Annotated in this window: 21 protein-coding genes; 11 read left to right on the plus strand and 10 right to left on the minus strand. The window is 38.1% G+C overall.

Annotated features, from left to right (window positions below):
• Nucleotide 1: 1 nt before the first annotated feature.
• The 6 genes from rpsD (at nucleotide 2) to ACLHDG_RS00580 (ending at nucleotide 4380) form a co-directional block, all read left to right on the plus strand.
• Nucleotides 2-628, plus strand: a complete 627-nt coding sequence (gene rpsD, locus ACLHDG_RS00555; protein ID WP_415407046.1) for a 30S ribosomal protein S4 — start codon at nucleotides 2-4, stop codon at nucleotides 626-628.
• A 19-nt stretch (nucleotides 629-647) separates the two neighbouring features.
• Nucleotides 648-1649 (plus strand): DNA-directed RNA polymerase subunit alpha, encoded by a 1002-nt coding sequence (locus ACLHDG_RS00560; RefSeq protein WP_415407047.1) that lies wholly within the window; start codon nucleotides 648-650, stop codon nucleotides 1647-1649.
• Between the two features lie 29 nt (nucleotides 1650-1678).
• A complete protein-coding gene (gene rplQ / locus ACLHDG_RS00565; RefSeq protein WP_415407048.1) occupies nucleotides 1679-2029 on the plus strand; it encodes a 50S ribosomal protein L17 in 351 nt (116 codons plus the stop codon).
• Nucleotides 2030-2232: 203 nt separating this feature from the next.
• The gene (locus tag ACLHDG_RS00570; protein ID WP_415407049.1) at nucleotides 2233-2511 is read left to right on the plus strand and encodes a NifU family protein; all 279 of its coding nucleotides are present in this window, start codon (nucleotides 2233-2235) and stop codon (nucleotides 2509-2511) included.
• 1 nt (nucleotide 2512) lies between these two features.
• Nucleotides 2513-3094, plus strand: a complete 582-nt coding sequence (locus ACLHDG_RS00575; RefSeq protein WP_415407050.1) for a hypothetical protein — start codon at nucleotides 2513-2515, stop codon at nucleotides 3092-3094.
• The gene (locus ACLHDG_RS00580) at nucleotides 3091-4380 is read left to right on the plus strand and encodes a UDP-N-acetylmuramoyl-L-alanyl-D-glutamate--2,6-diaminopimelate ligase (protein ID WP_415407051.1); all 1290 of its coding nucleotides are present in this window, start codon (nucleotides 3091-3093) and stop codon (nucleotides 4378-4380) included. Before ACLHDG_RS00575 ends, ACLHDG_RS00580 begins: the two co-directional genes overlap by 4 nt.
• 18 nt (nucleotides 4381-4398) lie before the next feature.
• Here the strand turns inward: ACLHDG_RS00580 and ACLHDG_RS00585 are convergent, their stop codons facing one another.
• The 3 genes from ACLHDG_RS00585 to ACLHDG_RS00595 form a co-directional block, all read right to left on the minus strand.
• Entirely contained in the window at nucleotides 4399-5538 is a 1140-nt protein-coding gene (locus ACLHDG_RS00585) for a hypothetical protein (protein WP_415407052.1), read from the minus strand.
• On the minus strand, nucleotides 5535-6248 hold the full coding sequence (locus ACLHDG_RS00590) for an outer membrane lipoprotein-sorting protein (protein WP_415407053.1): 714 nt from the start codon (nucleotides 6246-6248) through the stop codon (nucleotides 5535-5537). Before ACLHDG_RS00590 ends, ACLHDG_RS00585 begins: the two co-directional genes overlap by 4 nt.
• A 149-nt stretch (nucleotides 6249-6397) precedes the next feature.
• A complete protein-coding gene (locus tag ACLHDG_RS00595; RefSeq protein WP_415407054.1) occupies nucleotides 6398-6907 on the minus strand; it encodes a nitrous oxide reductase accessory protein NosL in 510 nt (169 codons plus the stop codon).
• A 194-nt stretch (nucleotides 6908-7101) separates the two neighbouring features.
• On the opposite strand from ACLHDG_RS00595, the gene ACLHDG_RS00600 reads away from it, so the two are divergent.
• Nucleotides 7102-8256 (plus strand): DUF1254 domain-containing protein, encoded by a 1155-nt coding sequence (locus ACLHDG_RS00600; RefSeq protein ID WP_415407055.1) that lies wholly within the window; start codon nucleotides 7102-7104, stop codon nucleotides 8254-8256.
• A gap of 123 nt (nucleotides 8257-8379) precedes the next feature.
• Here ACLHDG_RS00600 and ACLHDG_RS00605 read toward each other — a convergent pair whose 3' ends face one another.
• The 6 genes from ACLHDG_RS00605 to ACLHDG_RS00630 form a co-directional block, all read right to left on the minus strand.
• A complete protein-coding gene (locus ACLHDG_RS00605; protein WP_415407056.1) occupies nucleotides 8380-9618 on the minus strand; it encodes an ABC transporter permease in 1239 nt (412 codons plus the stop codon).
• Entirely contained in the window at nucleotides 9615-10301 is a 687-nt protein-coding gene (locus ACLHDG_RS00610; protein ID WP_415407057.1) for an ABC transporter ATP-binding protein, read from the minus strand. Before ACLHDG_RS00610 ends, ACLHDG_RS00605 begins: the two co-directional genes overlap by 4 nt.
• A gap of 69 nt (nucleotides 10302-10370) precedes the next feature.
• A complete protein-coding gene (locus ACLHDG_RS00615) occupies nucleotides 10371-11657 on the minus strand; it encodes a hypothetical protein (protein WP_415407058.1) in 1287 nt (428 codons plus the stop codon).
• 5 nt (nucleotides 11658-11662) lie between these two features.
• The gene (locus ACLHDG_RS00620) at nucleotides 11663-11935 is read right to left on the minus strand and encodes a DUF2249 domain-containing protein (protein ID WP_415407059.1); all 273 of its coding nucleotides are present in this window, start codon (nucleotides 11933-11935) and stop codon (nucleotides 11663-11665) included.
• A 32-nt stretch (nucleotides 11936-11967) separates the two neighbouring features.
• A complete protein-coding gene (locus ACLHDG_RS00625; RefSeq protein ID WP_415407060.1) occupies nucleotides 11968-12408 on the minus strand; it encodes a hemerythrin domain-containing protein in 441 nt (146 codons plus the stop codon).
• Nucleotides 12409-12411: 3 nt separating this feature from the next.
• Nucleotides 12412-13020, minus strand: a complete 609-nt coding sequence (locus ACLHDG_RS00630) for a hypothetical protein (RefSeq protein WP_415407061.1) — start codon at nucleotides 13018-13020, stop codon at nucleotides 12412-12414.
• A gap of 145 nt (nucleotides 13021-13165) precedes the next feature.
• On the opposite strand from ACLHDG_RS00630, the gene ACLHDG_RS00635 reads away from it, so the two are divergent.
• From ACLHDG_RS00635 to ACLHDG_RS00645, 3 genes are all read left to right on the plus strand, one after another.
• Entirely contained in the window at nucleotides 13166-13543 is a 378-nt protein-coding gene (locus ACLHDG_RS00635) for a (2Fe-2S) ferredoxin domain-containing protein (RefSeq protein WP_415407062.1), read from the plus strand.
• Between the two features lie 126 nt (nucleotides 13544-13669).
• Complete coding sequence (panD, locus tag ACLHDG_RS00640; protein ID WP_415407063.1) at nucleotides 13670-14038, plus strand: aspartate 1-decarboxylase; 369 nt, start codon at nucleotides 13670-13672, stop codon at nucleotides 14036-14038.
• Nucleotides 14038-14349, plus strand: coding sequence for a YbaB/EbfC family nucleoid-associated protein (locus tag ACLHDG_RS00645; RefSeq protein WP_415407064.1), 312 nt, complete (start codon nucleotides 14038-14040; stop codon nucleotides 14347-14349). The genes panD and ACLHDG_RS00645 overlap by 1 nt, the downstream gene beginning before the upstream one ends.
• Nucleotides 14350-14358: 9 nt before the next feature.
• Here ACLHDG_RS00645 and ACLHDG_RS00650 read toward each other — a convergent pair whose 3' ends face one another.
• Entirely contained in the window at nucleotides 14359-14487 is a 129-nt protein-coding gene (locus ACLHDG_RS00650; protein ID WP_415407065.1) for a hypothetical protein, read from the minus strand.
• A gap of 104 nt (nucleotides 14488-14591) precedes the next feature.
• On the opposite strand from ACLHDG_RS00650, the gene ACLHDG_RS00655 reads away from it, so the two are divergent.
• A complete protein-coding gene (locus tag ACLHDG_RS00655) occupies nucleotides 14592-15125 on the plus strand; it encodes an ankyrin repeat domain-containing protein (protein ID WP_415407066.1) in 534 nt (177 codons plus the stop codon).
• The last annotated feature ends 168 nt before the right edge of the window (nucleotides 15126-15293 follow it).

Raw genomic sequence — 15293 nt, forward strand, 5'->3', positions numbered from 1 at the left:
CATGGCAAGATATAGAGGTCCAGTTGAAAGACTAGAAAGAAGACTTGGCGTTGATCTTGGATTAAAAGGTGAGAGAAGACTCGCTGGTAAATCTGCATTGGAAAAAAGACCATATGCACCAGGACAACATGGACAAAGAAGAACAAAGATCAGCGAATACGGTCTTCAACTTCAAGAGAAGCAAAAAGCTAAATTTATGTATGGAGTTTCTGAAAAACAATTTAGAGCACTTTACAAAGAAGCAAACTCAAAAGATGGAAACACAGGTTCGATCCTTATCCAACTTCTTGAGCAAAGACTTGACAACGTAGTTTACAGAATGGGTTTTGCAACGACTAGAGCGTCTGCTAGACAATTCGTAAACCACGGTCATGTACTAGTTGATGGAAAGAGAGTAGATATCCCTTCATTTAGAGTAAAAGCAGGTCAAAAAATTGAGATCAGAGAGAAAAGTAAAACGAATCCTCAGATCCTTAGAGCGATCGAATTGACTAGCCAAACTGGTATGGTTGAATGGGTTGATATGGATAAAGAGAAACTTTTTGGACTTTTTACTAGAATTCCAGAGAGAGAAGAAATTGCAATCCCAGTTGAAGAGCGTTTAATCGTCGAGCTATACTCTAAATAATCTTAGTAAAGGCTAGTTAATGAGAAAAATTAAAGTTGCACCATTTATGCCGACAGAGGTAGAAGTCAATGAGATCAGCGCAAACCGTGCTGAGATCATCGCTTATCCTTTTGAGAGCGGTTATGCTGTTACACTCGCGCATCCACTTAGAAGACTTATCTTAGGTTCTTCTATCGGTTATGCACCGATTTCTATAAAGATCGAAGGTGCTGCACACGAGTTTGATAACATTAGAGGTATGCATGAAGATGTTGCTGTATTTATTATTAACCTTAAAAACATTCGTTTTAAAATTAAAGACGAAAGTGACAAGGTAGAGCTTAAATATAGTTTTTCTGGACATAAAGAAGTTACAGCACAAGATCTTAACAATGATCAAATTGAAGTAGTAAACGGAGACCTTCCACTTGCTACACTTAATGAAGATGCTGAGCTTAACTTTACAGTCGTTATCTCAAAAGGAATTGGTTATGTACCAAGTGAAGACCTTAGAGATGACGTTGCAGCAGACAGTATCGCATTGGATGCTTTCTTTACTCCGGTAAGAAAAGCAAACTATAAGATCGAGCCTGTACTTGTAGAGGACAATCCAAACTTTGAAAAGATCACATTTGACATCGAAACAGATGCTCAGATCGGTCCGGTTGAAGCATTTACGAATGCACTGGAAGTAATGAATAAGCAACTTTCTGTTTTTAACGGTGTACTTGATGTTGATATCTCTGTAACACCGGTAAAAAGAAGCAATGATGACAGCGAACTCAAACCTTTTATGCAAACTGTAGATAGTCTTGGACTTAGTGCAAGATCATTCAACTCACTTGACAGAGCAGGAATGAAATTCCTTGGTGAATTGGTATTGATGAGTGAAAATGAGATCAAGAATATCAAAAATCTTGGTAAAAAATCTCTTGATGAGATCAATGAGTGTCTCGTAGAGCACGGATTTGGTTCTGAGTTTGAACTCGCAGATGTTACAAGAGCAAATCTTGTGAAAAAATTAGAACAACTTAAAGCATAAGCTTTAAGTGTAAATGTAAAAGGACGAACATGAGACATAAGCATGGTTACCGTAAATTAAACAGAACGTCTTCTCACAGAGCAGCGCTTCTTAAGAACCTTTCTATTGCTTTAACAAAAGAAGGTAGAATTGAGACTACATTGCCAAAAGCTAAAGAGCTTAGAAGCTACTATGAAAAACTAATCACAAAAGCAGCAGCTGGTGATTTGAATTCACATAGAGCAATTTTTGCAATGTTACAACATAAAGAGTGTACAAATACAATTGTAAACGAAATCGCACCAAAGTATGCAGATAGAAACGGTGGATATACAAGAATTATTAAAACACGTATGAGAAAAGGTGATTCAGCACCTATGGCGATTATCGAACTCGTATAATTACCATCTCACACTTCAGTATTTCAAGGCTGTGCCTTGGATACTATCTCCTAAATTTTCAAAACCCATATTAAACCCATTGACAAAATAACACTATTAGTGTATAACACAGAAAAGAACCGTAGTACACAAACAATTTACTATGATTTTGTTATAATATTATTAATTAGATATCTTATTAGGATATCAGGTAAGGAGAAATATTGATTCCGTTTACAGATGAAGAATTAGAACCAGCTGTTAAAGATGTGATAGAGAAAGTCAGACCTTCTATTAAATTAGATGGTGGTGACATAGAACTTATAGCGATTAAAGACGGCGTAGTTTATGTGCAGCTTCAAGGCGCTTGTGTAGGGTGTGGAAGTGCTGGTACTACAATTAAATTTGGTGTAGAGAGACAGATAAAAACATTGGTACACCCTGAGATAACAGTAATGAGTGTCCCTCAAGGCTGGGAAGATAAATTGGATCAATTAGGTTAAGATGAATAAAATTAGTCAAGATTTATTATTGCAAAGAGCAGAGGGTGAGTTCCTTAAAGGGGACTACAAAAATGCTTTAAGAAGTTATGGACTCATTTTGAAAGATTACCCTTTGCTGGATGAAGCCAGAATAGGTGTCTATTTAAGCGATCTGGGTGCAGAGAGTGAAGAAGAAGCACAAGCACTGTTCGACTACTATCAGATGATCAAAACTGAAAAAGAGAATGCTGTAGACATCATAGATGGTCTCATAGACTCTTTAGACAGTTCTAAACATAACATACAGGAACTTTTACTCAATCCTATACAGGAACAGATAGAGTATGGAGATGGCATACGCTATAGTGATTTTTTGGCACTTGTGGAGAGTCGAGGAAGTTTCAAAAAGACATTTGAAGACATTATGTTCTCAACTAAAGTGGTCATTACCGACAAAGACGAGTTTATAGACTTTGTGACACAACTTGCAAATGAAGGCTTTGATGAAATGGCACTGGGGTATCTTGATGCTACAAGCAACCTGTTTGGTGATGATCAGGATGTTTTGGCACTTTACAATGTTGTTAGAGGTGCACAGAAGTGAAATTAGCTTTTGAAAAAGAGGGCTATCGCTTTCTAACTGATGATACTAGTGCTCTGGATGATCAAACATTATTTTTAAAAACGGCACAAAATAGTCATTACTATGAAAATCTGGATACCAAGCCAGACTTTATCACTTCAAAAGAACTCATTTCTATTTGGGGACTTGAAAAGATGAAAGTGGTAGGAGTGACAGGAACCAATGGTAAAACGACTGTAACTGCAGCTATTTACTCTTTTCTCCTTGATCTGGATGAGAAGCCTGCCCTTCAGGGAACAAGGGGGCTATTTGCCCAAGAGAAGCGTATAGAAGAGAAGAGTATGACGACACCTTCTATCTTGGAGACACTGCATAACATGAAGCAGACCATGGACTTGGGATGTAACTATTTCATCATGGAAGTAAGTTCTCATGCTATAGATCAAAAACGTATAGAAGGTTTGACCTTCGCACTTAAAGTGCATACCAATGTCACAAGTGACCATCTGGACTATCATGGTACGGTAGAAGAGTATAGACGGGTTAAAAGTCTTTTCTTTGCAGATGAGTCACCTAAGCTGCTCAATAAAGATGACATTAAAAATATTACCTATAATCCTATAGGAGCACAAAGTTACGGGGTAGATGAACCGGCAACGTTTAAAGTGCAAGCCTTTGCACTGATTCATGGGATCACTGCAGGCATCAAACATATGCAGACAGAGGCTACTTTTCACTCACCTATGGTAGGGCTTTTTAACCTTTTCAACCTTATGGCTGCGGTCGGTTCTGTTGTAATGCTGACAGGCAGAAAAGTGGAAGAGGTATGTGAAGTGGTTAAAAATTTTGCAGGCGTTGCAGGGCGTATGGAAGTCGTAAGCCGTGATCCTCTTGTGATCGTAGATTTTGCACATACAGATGATGGTATGTATCAGGTACTTGACAGCATAAAAGATAGAGATATCTCTGTAGTTTTTGGTGCCGGTGGCAATCGTGATAAAGCAAAACGTCCACGTATGGGCGCTGTTGCAGGTAAGTTTGCAAAGAAGATCTATGTGACAAGTGATAACCCTCGTGATGAAGTACCGGAAATGATACTTGAAGATATTCTTGTAGGATTACATGGTAAAGGCCAGGTTACCGCCACACCAGATAGAAAACTGGCTATCAAGATGGCACTGGAAGACCTTGAAGGTGATGATGCACTCCTTATCTTGGGTAAGGGTGATGAGGACTATCAGGAGATCAAAGGGGTGAAGCATCCGTTTGATGACAGAGAAGTTGTAAGAGAGTTTTTAAATATTTAACAGGCTTTAATAACTCTCTTAGAAATACCAAGTTGCCTTTAACCAGGCAAAATCACTCACCATTTTTTTCCCAAATTCACTCTCTTCATTTCCACTGTTCACATTATAAGAGAAGTCGATTTCAAGATTGTTTTTAAAAGTATAGATGAATCCCAGAGTATCTAAATGACTATTATCTTCTGTACTTAACATATCTCTGAAATAAACAGAAGAGTAAACGATACCAAAGGGTTCTTTTTTTGAGAATTTGTTGACAAAGTAACTTTTTGCAGGAAAAGGCAGTAGTTTTATAGAAGACCGTATCTCATCCCTGGTCAATCCTTCAGAGTCATAGTAGTATTCACTTAATATGGTAATATCATTTTCCGTCACATATTTCAAGCCTAAAAGATAGGAGTGATATCCATCTATCTCTTTGGCATACTCTCCATGTATTTCAAAATAGGTGGCAAGGTTTTTTGAGAAGGTAAAACCTATTTTGTCTTTTTGTGTATCACTGTAAAGATAGATGAACTCTATATCGGTATCAAGATAAAGCAGATAGAGTTTCATTGCCAGGTTGGTTGATTGTCCATTATAAAAATCATCATTGACCTCAGAGGTGGTTGGCATATAAATGAGATCGAGCTTCAAATTTTTCAGATCGCCATCAAAGCTTTTATTGTAGGCATAGTTAGCCATTACATAGCCTTCATAGGCATTTTCCGGTTGTGTCGGATCTTTGGGTCTGTCAAGGAAAGCAGCAGGGTTAAAGAAGTATCCTTTTCCCCACTTGAGTGTTTTCTTACCTACATCTATGGAGTGATTGATAGAGAGAGTGTTGTGGGCATAGAGCTGATATGCAGTAAAGAGGCTTTCATCCACACCATCAACATTAGCATATCTCGCAGAGAGGGCACCGATGAATTTAAAATCATCTTTATAGTGGGTGAAACGAAACAATGCTTCATTCAAAGAAGTGTTTTGGGAGCTGTCGCTTCTATTGAGTAGAGTGTAGAGAGGTGAATCCTGATTGAGATTTTGGTATTTATATTCAGCACGAAGATACCCTGAGTATTCAAAACTTTTTGTTTCAATACTCTCCATATCAAAGTCATAGTCATCAGCATTCGTACCTACAGTACATAGGATTAGAATAGTAAGAAGCGGACGTATCATCTTCTCAGTGTGCCGACTTTCGATATATTATCAAGGGTAAAAACTTCATTTGCAAAAGATTTTGGTGTGATCTTACCATACACCATGATGGATTTGTATCCTTTGTAGAAAGGGCTTACCGTCTCTACAACAGCAGGTCTTACGATACCCGGAGCAAACTTTTTGATGTTTTTATAGGTCAGTGTTTTGATAAGCATACCTGTTGAAGCATAGCAAACCACTTTTGTAGGTGTGAGACTCTTTTTGTCTACCGTCATAATGAGTTTATCATAAGCAACGCTGTCATTTTTTGCTTTTAAAGTCAGTGTGTATGTGCTGCTATTCTCTTTTTGTCCGGTTACTTTGTATTCTGCAGAAAAATCAAGTCTCATGATATCACTGTTGTTAAATACACCGCCTACAACTGACTGCATAGAAGCAATACGGATGGGTTTACCAACATTGGGGATGTAGAGCCACATATTGTCACCCCGTCTGAGGGTTGATCTGCCTTTTTCACTCTCCGGTTCCAAGAAAAGAGAAACCATTTTATCTTTACCTTTTTTGACTTGATAAAGTAAAAATGTTTTTTTGCTTCCATTTGGCTCGATATTGGTAAGTTTCTTATAACTTTCACTGGATACAGGCTGTAGGTTTCTGTCTATCTTTTCCAACAAAGCATTTGCTCCAAGAAAAGAGAGTGTGATGAGAAAAATTAAAATTTGTTTCATGATTTGCTCCTATTTAAAGAGAGTATACAATAATAATATGAACCAAATATGTAAATATATTATATTGAATATAGATTGATCCAATGACTTTTCATTGGATCATATCTGAGGAGGTAGAAATGTTTTTTTATCTTTAAAATCTATCTTTTTTAAAACCTGTCTTTCATCGATACAGTATAGGTATCATTGAAGTTCATTACTTTTCCACCAAATTCTTTGGCGAATGCTTCCGCTTCAGACTTTTTAGCAAAGGCATACTTACTGGTGCGAGTCATAGTGCCTGGCTTGGAGCTTCCTACCACATAAAATGCTTTATAGACAGAGATGAGTTTCAGACTATTTGTATCTACGACTTTCAAGTTTACAAGGTCTGTTTTATTGATCTCGTTGTCCTCTACTACACAATGTAGTGAACAGTATTGTCTTTTAGTCCCTGCTTTGGTCTCTGCTGCGTGACTTGTTTTGTAAAATGTCGGCAAATTCATACCACAAATGACACAAGATTCTTTATCTTTCCCTGTTTGTACTAGTGTAGCCTGTCCCGCAGATACCGTTTGAAAACGAGCTTTACTGCTCTTTGGTGTAGCTGTTGAACTGTCGGTACATCCAACAAAGAGAAGTGCAGCAAAAATGCTCACTAGGAATGTAATTTTTTTCATACAATAACCTTTTTAAATAGTTTTTATAAGTTTAGCAAAGTTATATTAAAGCAAAGAAGTAGTGGTAAAATGTATGCAAAAAAGCCTTCTTCATTAGATTATCTAGATCAATATATATTGCGATAGTAAAATATTTGGAGTATAATTAAAAGAGATACATCATGTTTCACTAATTAATTACTCAAGGATAGAATATGAAAAGATCAATTATGGTATTGGTATTAATACTTGCAACATTTTTAGGTGCGGCTGTTACACCTGAAAAGCCTTCAGACGCAGATTTCCACGCATTTAAAGTCTATCATCATGCAGTGTATCTGGAAACAACGGCAAAGCAGGCAGGAGGTACAAATAAGTTGCATCATACTACAAAGTTACCGACTGAAGGAACAGACCCGGTTGTTACACCGGCATTGGATCATATTTACACTAAAGCAGTGATAGACCTGACAGATGGTCCTGTAATTGTTGAACTTCCAGAAGTGGAAAAGGATCGTTACTTCTCTATACAAATAGCCGACCAAGAGCACTATACCATTTATGATGAAATTCATCCTGTCGGTAAGTACGCTTTTGTGTTAAAAGGTAAAGATATGAAAGTACCGGAAGGGGCAAAAGTAATTGAATGTCGTGGATTGTATCCTCATCTTTTTATTCGTGTGCAGGTGAAAAATGATGCAGATATAGCCAATGTTATCCCTATCCAAGAAAAAATAAAACTTACTGCCCCAAGCAGCAAGACACTTACTATTGGAAATCCTGTTAAGTTCACTATTGATACGCACGATATTTATCCAGAGAATAAAAAGTTTTTTATCTCAGAAGTACGCTTTAGTAAAGAGGACTATCAACATACAAGTAAGTATATTGGCAATGTAGCTCCTAAATTCAGTGCAACTGGAAATACCGGTATGTTCGGTGCGATCGACAGTAAAGAACCTCACAGCGATGATCCTGAATATCGTGCAGCCGCTATGGTCGGTCACCTTGGTTTTCCTATTCATCACGCTTACTATGCTCCTTACTTTACTAATTGTAAGGATGAGGTTTTAAACGGTGATAAAACGGAAGTATTTGTCTTTCCATATAAACCTGAAGGAGTGGAACTTTTCTGGTCAGTTACCCGTTACAGTGCCTTGACAAGAAATACTCTTCCTGTTAAAAATGACATATTTAACGCATACAACACCAAGCCAGATGCAAATGGAAATATCACTGTTACCTTTAGTGTTGAAGACCCTAAAGATGGTACCTACTGGATGCCTGTCAATAAAGGTGAACCGTACTATTTTGTAGTGAGATACTATAAACCTGATGTAGCTAAACTACCGCCTAAACCTTGTAAATAGATATACAAAGGAGATAAAATTGAAAACCTTATAAAATAATATATTTTATAAGGTTTTAAAGAAAAGGTGTACTGGTAAAATTTTTTGCTAATCTTAAATAAATTATTCAACAACAGCCAAAAGTTAATTTTGTCTCAATGCATCCACCGGGTTTAATTTTGCTGCTTTGAATGCCGGTGAGATAGAGGCTATCAAGGCAATGACAATAACGATGATACTTACCGCAATGATATCACTCCCTTGTAAAGAAGGGTGAAGTACCAGGTCACTTTGTCTTCCAAATGCAAAGCTGATACCTATGGTATCGATCACTTGGACAATGGTAAAAGAGATAATACTCCCCACAATGGCACCAAATACACCGAGCATGAATCCTTCCGTAAGAAAGAGTTTGACTATGGTAGATGGTGGTGTTCCCATAGCTGCGATGGTGCCTATCTCCTTGATCCGTTCATAGACACTCATGATCATGACATTTAAGATCGAGATCAGAACGATAGAGATCAAAATGATCTTGATGGAGATATCCATAAGGTCAAGCATCTTGACGATATTGTAAAACGGACTCAATTTTGTCCAAGCATGTATCTCAAAAACCGGTTTGCCTTTTTGATTTTTGATCGTGGTTAAACTTTGCATACTTTTCATCGCTTCCTGCAGCTTGGAAACATCTTTGATCCGCACAACGATCTCACTTACTTCAGGCTCTGTGATACGAAGGATCTTCTTGGCATCTTCTATATGAAAATAACCATCTCTTCCTCCAGGACCTGAGATAGGAGCTACGATGCCCACAACCTTGAGATTAAGACCGTTGACAGAGCCTTGTTGGTTGTTGACAACCAAGACAGAAGTATCTCCTTTTTTTACGCCCATCCCTTTGGCTAAAAGTTCTGGGATAAGCATTTCACCCTGTTTGAGAAGATGAGGTTCGCTTTCCTGAATTCTTTTTTCAAATAGAGGTAAGGTTTTTCGTTCTTTTTGTGGATCGATCGCATTGAGGCGTATGTTGGTAGAAGAGACATAGTTGGAGAACATACCTCCCAGTTTGATACGGAAGGTATAACTCTCTACATAAGGGTTGTTATCCAACACTTCCAGGACTTTATCTATCTGCTTCTTCTTGAGGTTTTTGTCAAGAGGAAGGTTGTCGACAGAGGCGATATACCCTTTTTTATGTATCTGTATATGTCCCATCATGGAGTCTGTGATCTCCCCGACCATATAGGCTTTGAAACTGCTGGAGAGTGCAGAGTAGACCAATACAAAGATGACGCCTATAGTAATGAGTGCCGCAGTAAGCAAGGTTCGTCTGGAGCTTCTTTTAAGATTTCGAAAGGCTATTTTGATGATATTTTTCATGCTATGATCCTTTTATCTTCTGTGATCTCTCCATCAACAAGCGTGATGAGCCTCTCCGCTGAGGATACGATCTTTTCATCATGTGTGGCAAAGACAAAAGTGGTGTTGTAGTCTTGTTTGATCTTGTGCATGAGTTCGATGATACGATGTGCGGTTTTACTGTCTAAGTTGGCTGTGGGTTCATCGGCAAAAACGATCTTTGGATTGGTGACCAATGCTCTGGCGATGGCTACTCTCTGTTTTTGACCACCGGAGATCTGATCTGGATACTTTTCTTTTTGATCAAGCATATCTACCTCTTTGAGTACTTCCAAAACACGCTTTTCTCTCTCTTGTGGAGGGAGATGTTGGATCATAATGAGAGGGTATTCGATGTTTTCATAGACAGAAAGTACAGGGATAAGGTTGAAACTTTGAAAGATGAATCCGATCTTCTCACCTCTAAAATGTGCCAGTTCCGTGGTATTCAAGTTTGTAATGTTAATAGTGTCAACAACCACTTCACCGCTTGTTGGGGTATCGAGTCCCCCAAGGATATTGAGTACCGTACTTTTTCCGCTACCACTTGGACCCACAATGGCAATGAATTCACCCGAACCAATAGTTAAATTGAGATCTTTGATCACTTCAAGATCAAGTTCCCCCATTTTATATACTTTAGAGACATGTTTGGCTTCTATCATCTCGTTCCTTTGTATTAGGGTGCTATTAAGTTAGTATATCCTATTGGATGTGAATCAAGTATGAATTTTTTATACGCTTCCCATATTCATATCAAATTTCTCACCAGTTTCTTGTGTTTTTTTATAGAGTAAATGGGCATGAATGATCTGATAGCCCATCCATCCAAATGAGAGCATAGTCAACAGACCTGCCAAGATTATCATCTGTGGAATGAAGATCGACAATACAAATGTAATGATGGTTGCTAGGTGAATGTATAGATGTTTATTGGCTGTTTTAGGGTGGATGACTTCGTGCATCATGGGGGCAGTAAAGTACCCTTGTGAATTAAGGTGAAACCATGTGAGGAAGGGAACGATCTTGTAAAACATGGCAAAAACGATGCTTAGTGCAAAAGAGGTAAAGAAGATGTAACTTAATGTCTTTATGACAGCCTCATCTGTAAAGAGTGTTGTAGCCGTTGACAACATACTTAAAAGTAAAGAGCTAAGCCCCATACGCCAAAACCAGACAGTTGCATCTGAAAGTGGACGTTTTTTTTGTGTCAATCGTTTGAGTGTCAACAGAGCATATCCCCCAAGTAGTAAAACAAGTAGGAGATTAGAAACTATCCAGACAGAAGGGATAAAGAGTCCTGCTACCGAGGTAACAATAAGTAAACCCAATAGTGCCAAGGGAAGATAACGACTGACAAGATTTGGATAAGAGGGTGTGACATAAAACATCTCTATGACTTGAAAAGAGATAGAGATGATAAGCAGTGCTATCCAGCCAAGCAATCCAAAAGAGTAATGGGCCTCTTTGATCTGGGTGTAGTATGTGCCATCAATAGCCCCTGCAAGTGTAGCCGTAAGGTAGAGTGCCAAGAGAACAAGTACAGCCAAAGAGATAAGGGCTGCAAGTATGCCTTTTGAGGAAGCACTGTGGTGGGGGATCTTTAAGAGATTTTTGATCATGATAAAGGTGATCGAGAGGATACTACTGCCTAAAAGCAGTGAAGCAAGACCAAATAACCAGGGGGTTGGAAAATTAAAGGCGAGCAGTAAAGCAATGACCCCTACTACAAAAGGATACTGTACCCAGTTTGCTTTTTTCACAGGGGATGTAAGTGTTACGCCTGCGATCACAGGCAGCATTTGAAACAGTGCCGCGAACATGAAAGAGAGCATGACACCAAGGGTTAAAGTATGGGTAAATGTAACGGCAGCCATCGTATGGGCATCAAAAATATCTGTTTTGTAGACTAAAATGAGACTACCTGAAAGTATGCCAAAAATGGCTCCTGAAAAAAAGAAACGAAATATAACGGAGATAGGAGGAGCTTGATCCAGTGAGAGACCACTTTGGCTAAACATAGAGTTTACTCCGTTAGAGCGGTAACAACTAGCTCACTTAAATTAATACTTGGGTTTTTACAGATGAGAATATGCCAATTACCCTCAGTATCTTCTTTGCTGAATATTTGAAAATCTTGCTCAGAGGCAAGGTCGAGAAGAGGAATAGGGTTTTTACGGTGTATCATGTAAAAATAGTTTTCATCATCTAATTCCCTTAATGCTTTTATAGAGAGTTCAAGTGGTTTTGGGTGTTCTAACTCTCTTGCATCCAGTGCTATTTTTTTTAAATCAGTCATGTTGTACCTTGGTGTAGTAAATTGAGACATACTCAATACTCTACTTTTTTCATCTTTTCCAGAGTACTCTCTTTTATTTCTGGAGGAAGGACTCTATCGCACATAGCATACAACATTTGTTCTTCTTTCATGTTGTGCTGTTGCAGTAAGATCATCATGGACTCACAAAGCGAAAGATAGGCATCTTTGTCTTGAGCCTCAAGTGCCTCAGCCAGTTTTCCTATGAGACCTCTTACCTGTTCATGTTCAAAACGCATCACTTGCGTAGGACCTTCAGAGCTTCCTGTTTGTGCTTCAAATGCAGGAAAAAGTTCCTCTTCTTCTTTTTTGAAGTGTGTCAGTGTTTCATTTGAGAAAGCAATGAATTGTTCTTCTGCTTTTTCCCAATCACCTGAAGCAGCAGCTTGTTCCGCTTCTGCAAAGTAGGTATCGCACTCTCTGTGCTCATTTTTCATATAGTGTGAAATTATCATCGTTTATCCCTTATTGATCGTTATCATTTTATCCCAGTTTTCAGTACCCAGTAGAATCTTCTCTACGCGTTCTTGCCAAAGTTTTCCAAACTGCTTCTTTTCTCCCTCTGAAGCCAGACCTTGCATACATTTTCCCATGAGTGGCTGCATCATGGCATCAGCAGGTATCATAGAAGGGTTATAGCTTAGGGTTACACTTTCATCTGTGTCAAGTCTGGTAAGTTTGACTTCACCCTCCATAGGTACATTGTAGCTTACAAGATTGTTTCTTGAAAAGTTTCCGTTAAGACCTTTAAAGCCACTGGCGCCATTGGCTCCGGCGATGAAAGAAATGACATTACAGATAACACCTGTTACTCCTTCTTCTTCACCATCTCGCATAGAGATATGGATAGAACCTCTTTGCGGAAGCTGGTCTCCATAAAGTGCTTCAAGTCCTTTAAGTGCCATAAGGTATGCTCCTGCTACGGTAGGACAAGAATGCCCGGCTAGTTTTACACACTCAATATAGCTGATCTCCATTTTCCCCTCTTCAAAAGCACCTAAAAAGTTACTTAGTGGATCTTGGAGTTGGATAGATGGTACTTTGTTAAAAAAAACAGGATATTGCATTAAGATTCCTAATAATAGATTATTAGTGAGATTATAATGAAAAAAAGTAAATTGGGGATTGATATTTATCAAGAATCTAGCGACTAAACTACAATTAAGCAAATAGGAGTAAAATACTCTCAATTAAATTTTTTAAGGAATTAACATGATACAAGGTGTACCACAACCAGCGTTTTATATTTTTAAGTGTCAGCAGTCAGCACCTCCGGGGATGCCAAAACCAAGCTGTGTAAGTCAAAATGATCCAGAATCACAACAACTCTTCCAGCACTTAGCTCAGTCATTGATGATGAAAGGTATCATCGCAACAGTTTCACCTATCCAAACAGGATGTCTGAACCGTTGTCAACAAGGACCAGTGATGCTTGTAGAGCCAGGACATACGATGTATGTAGAATTGACAAAAGAGAAGATCGACAGAATTATTGATGAGCATATCATCGGTGGAAATGTTGTTAATGAGTATGTGATCGCAGATGAGATGTGGGGTGAAGCAGTACCTCCGTCAGAGATGGCACGTTAATAGTAAATTTATAACAGGTCGCACCAACACTACGGTGCGATTTCACCATTTCCCCACAATTACAGTATAATATAAATATATGCAGGATTTTGGTATAATCCCGATAATTAACAAATAGGAACGATTATGAACATTACAATGCTTTATTCTAAATTACATAGAGCTACAGTAACAGATGCAAACCTTAATTATGTGGGGTCCATCACCATAGATCAAAATCTTTTAGATGCTGTCAATATGCGTGTAGGACAAAAGATAGATATCGTAAATGTAAACAATGGTGAACGTTTTTCTACCTATATCATCCCTGGTGAAAGAGACAAGGGAGATATCTGTCTTAATGGTGCAGCAGCAAGAAAAGTGCATAAAGGTGACAAGATCATCATCATTGCGTATGCAAGCATGACAGAAGAAGAGGCAGATAAGCATCAGCCAAAGATCGTTATTTTGGATGATGACAATAGCATTGCTCAAGCATTTGAAGGATTAGAATAATGTTTGAAGGTTTTGATATGAGCAAAATGTCCGAAATGATGGGACAGATGCAGGAAAAAGCCAAAGAGATGCAAGAGCAGGCTAAAAATATAGAGTTTACTGCAAAAGCAGGTGGTGGTCTTGTTGAGGTTACTGCAAACGGTATAGGTGAAGTGATAGATCTGAATATCGATGATTCGCTTCTGGACGATAAAGAATCACTGCAAATACTGCTTATTTCAGCTATGAATGATGTGAATAAAATGGTTGAGGACAATAAAAAGTCTCAAGCAATGGGAATGATGGGTGGAATGAACCCTTTTGGTTCGTAAGTCAAGATCTTATAATTTACTTATATCTACGAGGTAATTAAACTCTTTAGAAGATTTTAGTTTGGAAATTTTTCTAACTGTAAATGATCTTTTTCCATCTTCTTTGATGGCTTGTTTAAGTATTTTGCTTATCTTCATATTCTCTCCTTTTTATTAAATTTTTTAGTTCATTTCATCTCTATGTTTTGAGATAATGCAATAGTATGATATAGTGATTACCAATTGGTAACAAAGGATAAATTATGAATGAAGTAACACAAGCGATAGAGAACGACTCTGTAGCTAAAATGAAATCATTGTTAAAGAGTGGAGCTGATCTTCAGAAGCCTATTTTGATAGGTGAAGAGTATGAGCTTGAAGATTATGATGAGATAAGTCCATTTTTCTATGCCATTCGTAAATACGCCAGTATGGAGATGCTTGAACTTATGTTGGAGAATGGTGTAGATCTTCATGAGGTAGATTCAGATGGTATCTCTGCACTTGATATGGCGATAAAGTTTAAACGTAAAGAAGTGATACAGTTTTGTGTAGACAGAGGCTTTGACCTCAATACAAGTAAACGAAAAAGTGGTATCACTCCTGTGATGTTGGCAGCCTGTTTTTCCGATATAGAGATGATGGAGCTGCTTTTAGACAATGGAGGAGATGTTAATATCTCAGACAGATCAGGTATGGCACCTAAAGATTATGCCAAAAAACTTGGACAGAAAAAAATGCTTGACTTTTTAAATGAAAAAGGTGCAAAGTTCAATGCTTATCCCGAAGAGGGATAAGTTTACTATACGATAAACTATCCGAACATATACCAATTTAGGTAAGCACTCCGCTTACCATGTTGCTCTCCCCCCTCTCTTTTCTTTTCCCTAAAATGATAACAATTTGATAACATTACATGTTTCCATTCTGTTACTGTTTTTTGTCAATATTCCGCATAACAAAAC

The organism is Sulfurovum iocasae (assembly GCF_047716765.1).
Taxonomy (GTDB): Bacteria; Campylobacterota; Campylobacteria; order Campylobacterales; family Sulfurovaceae; genus Sulfurovum.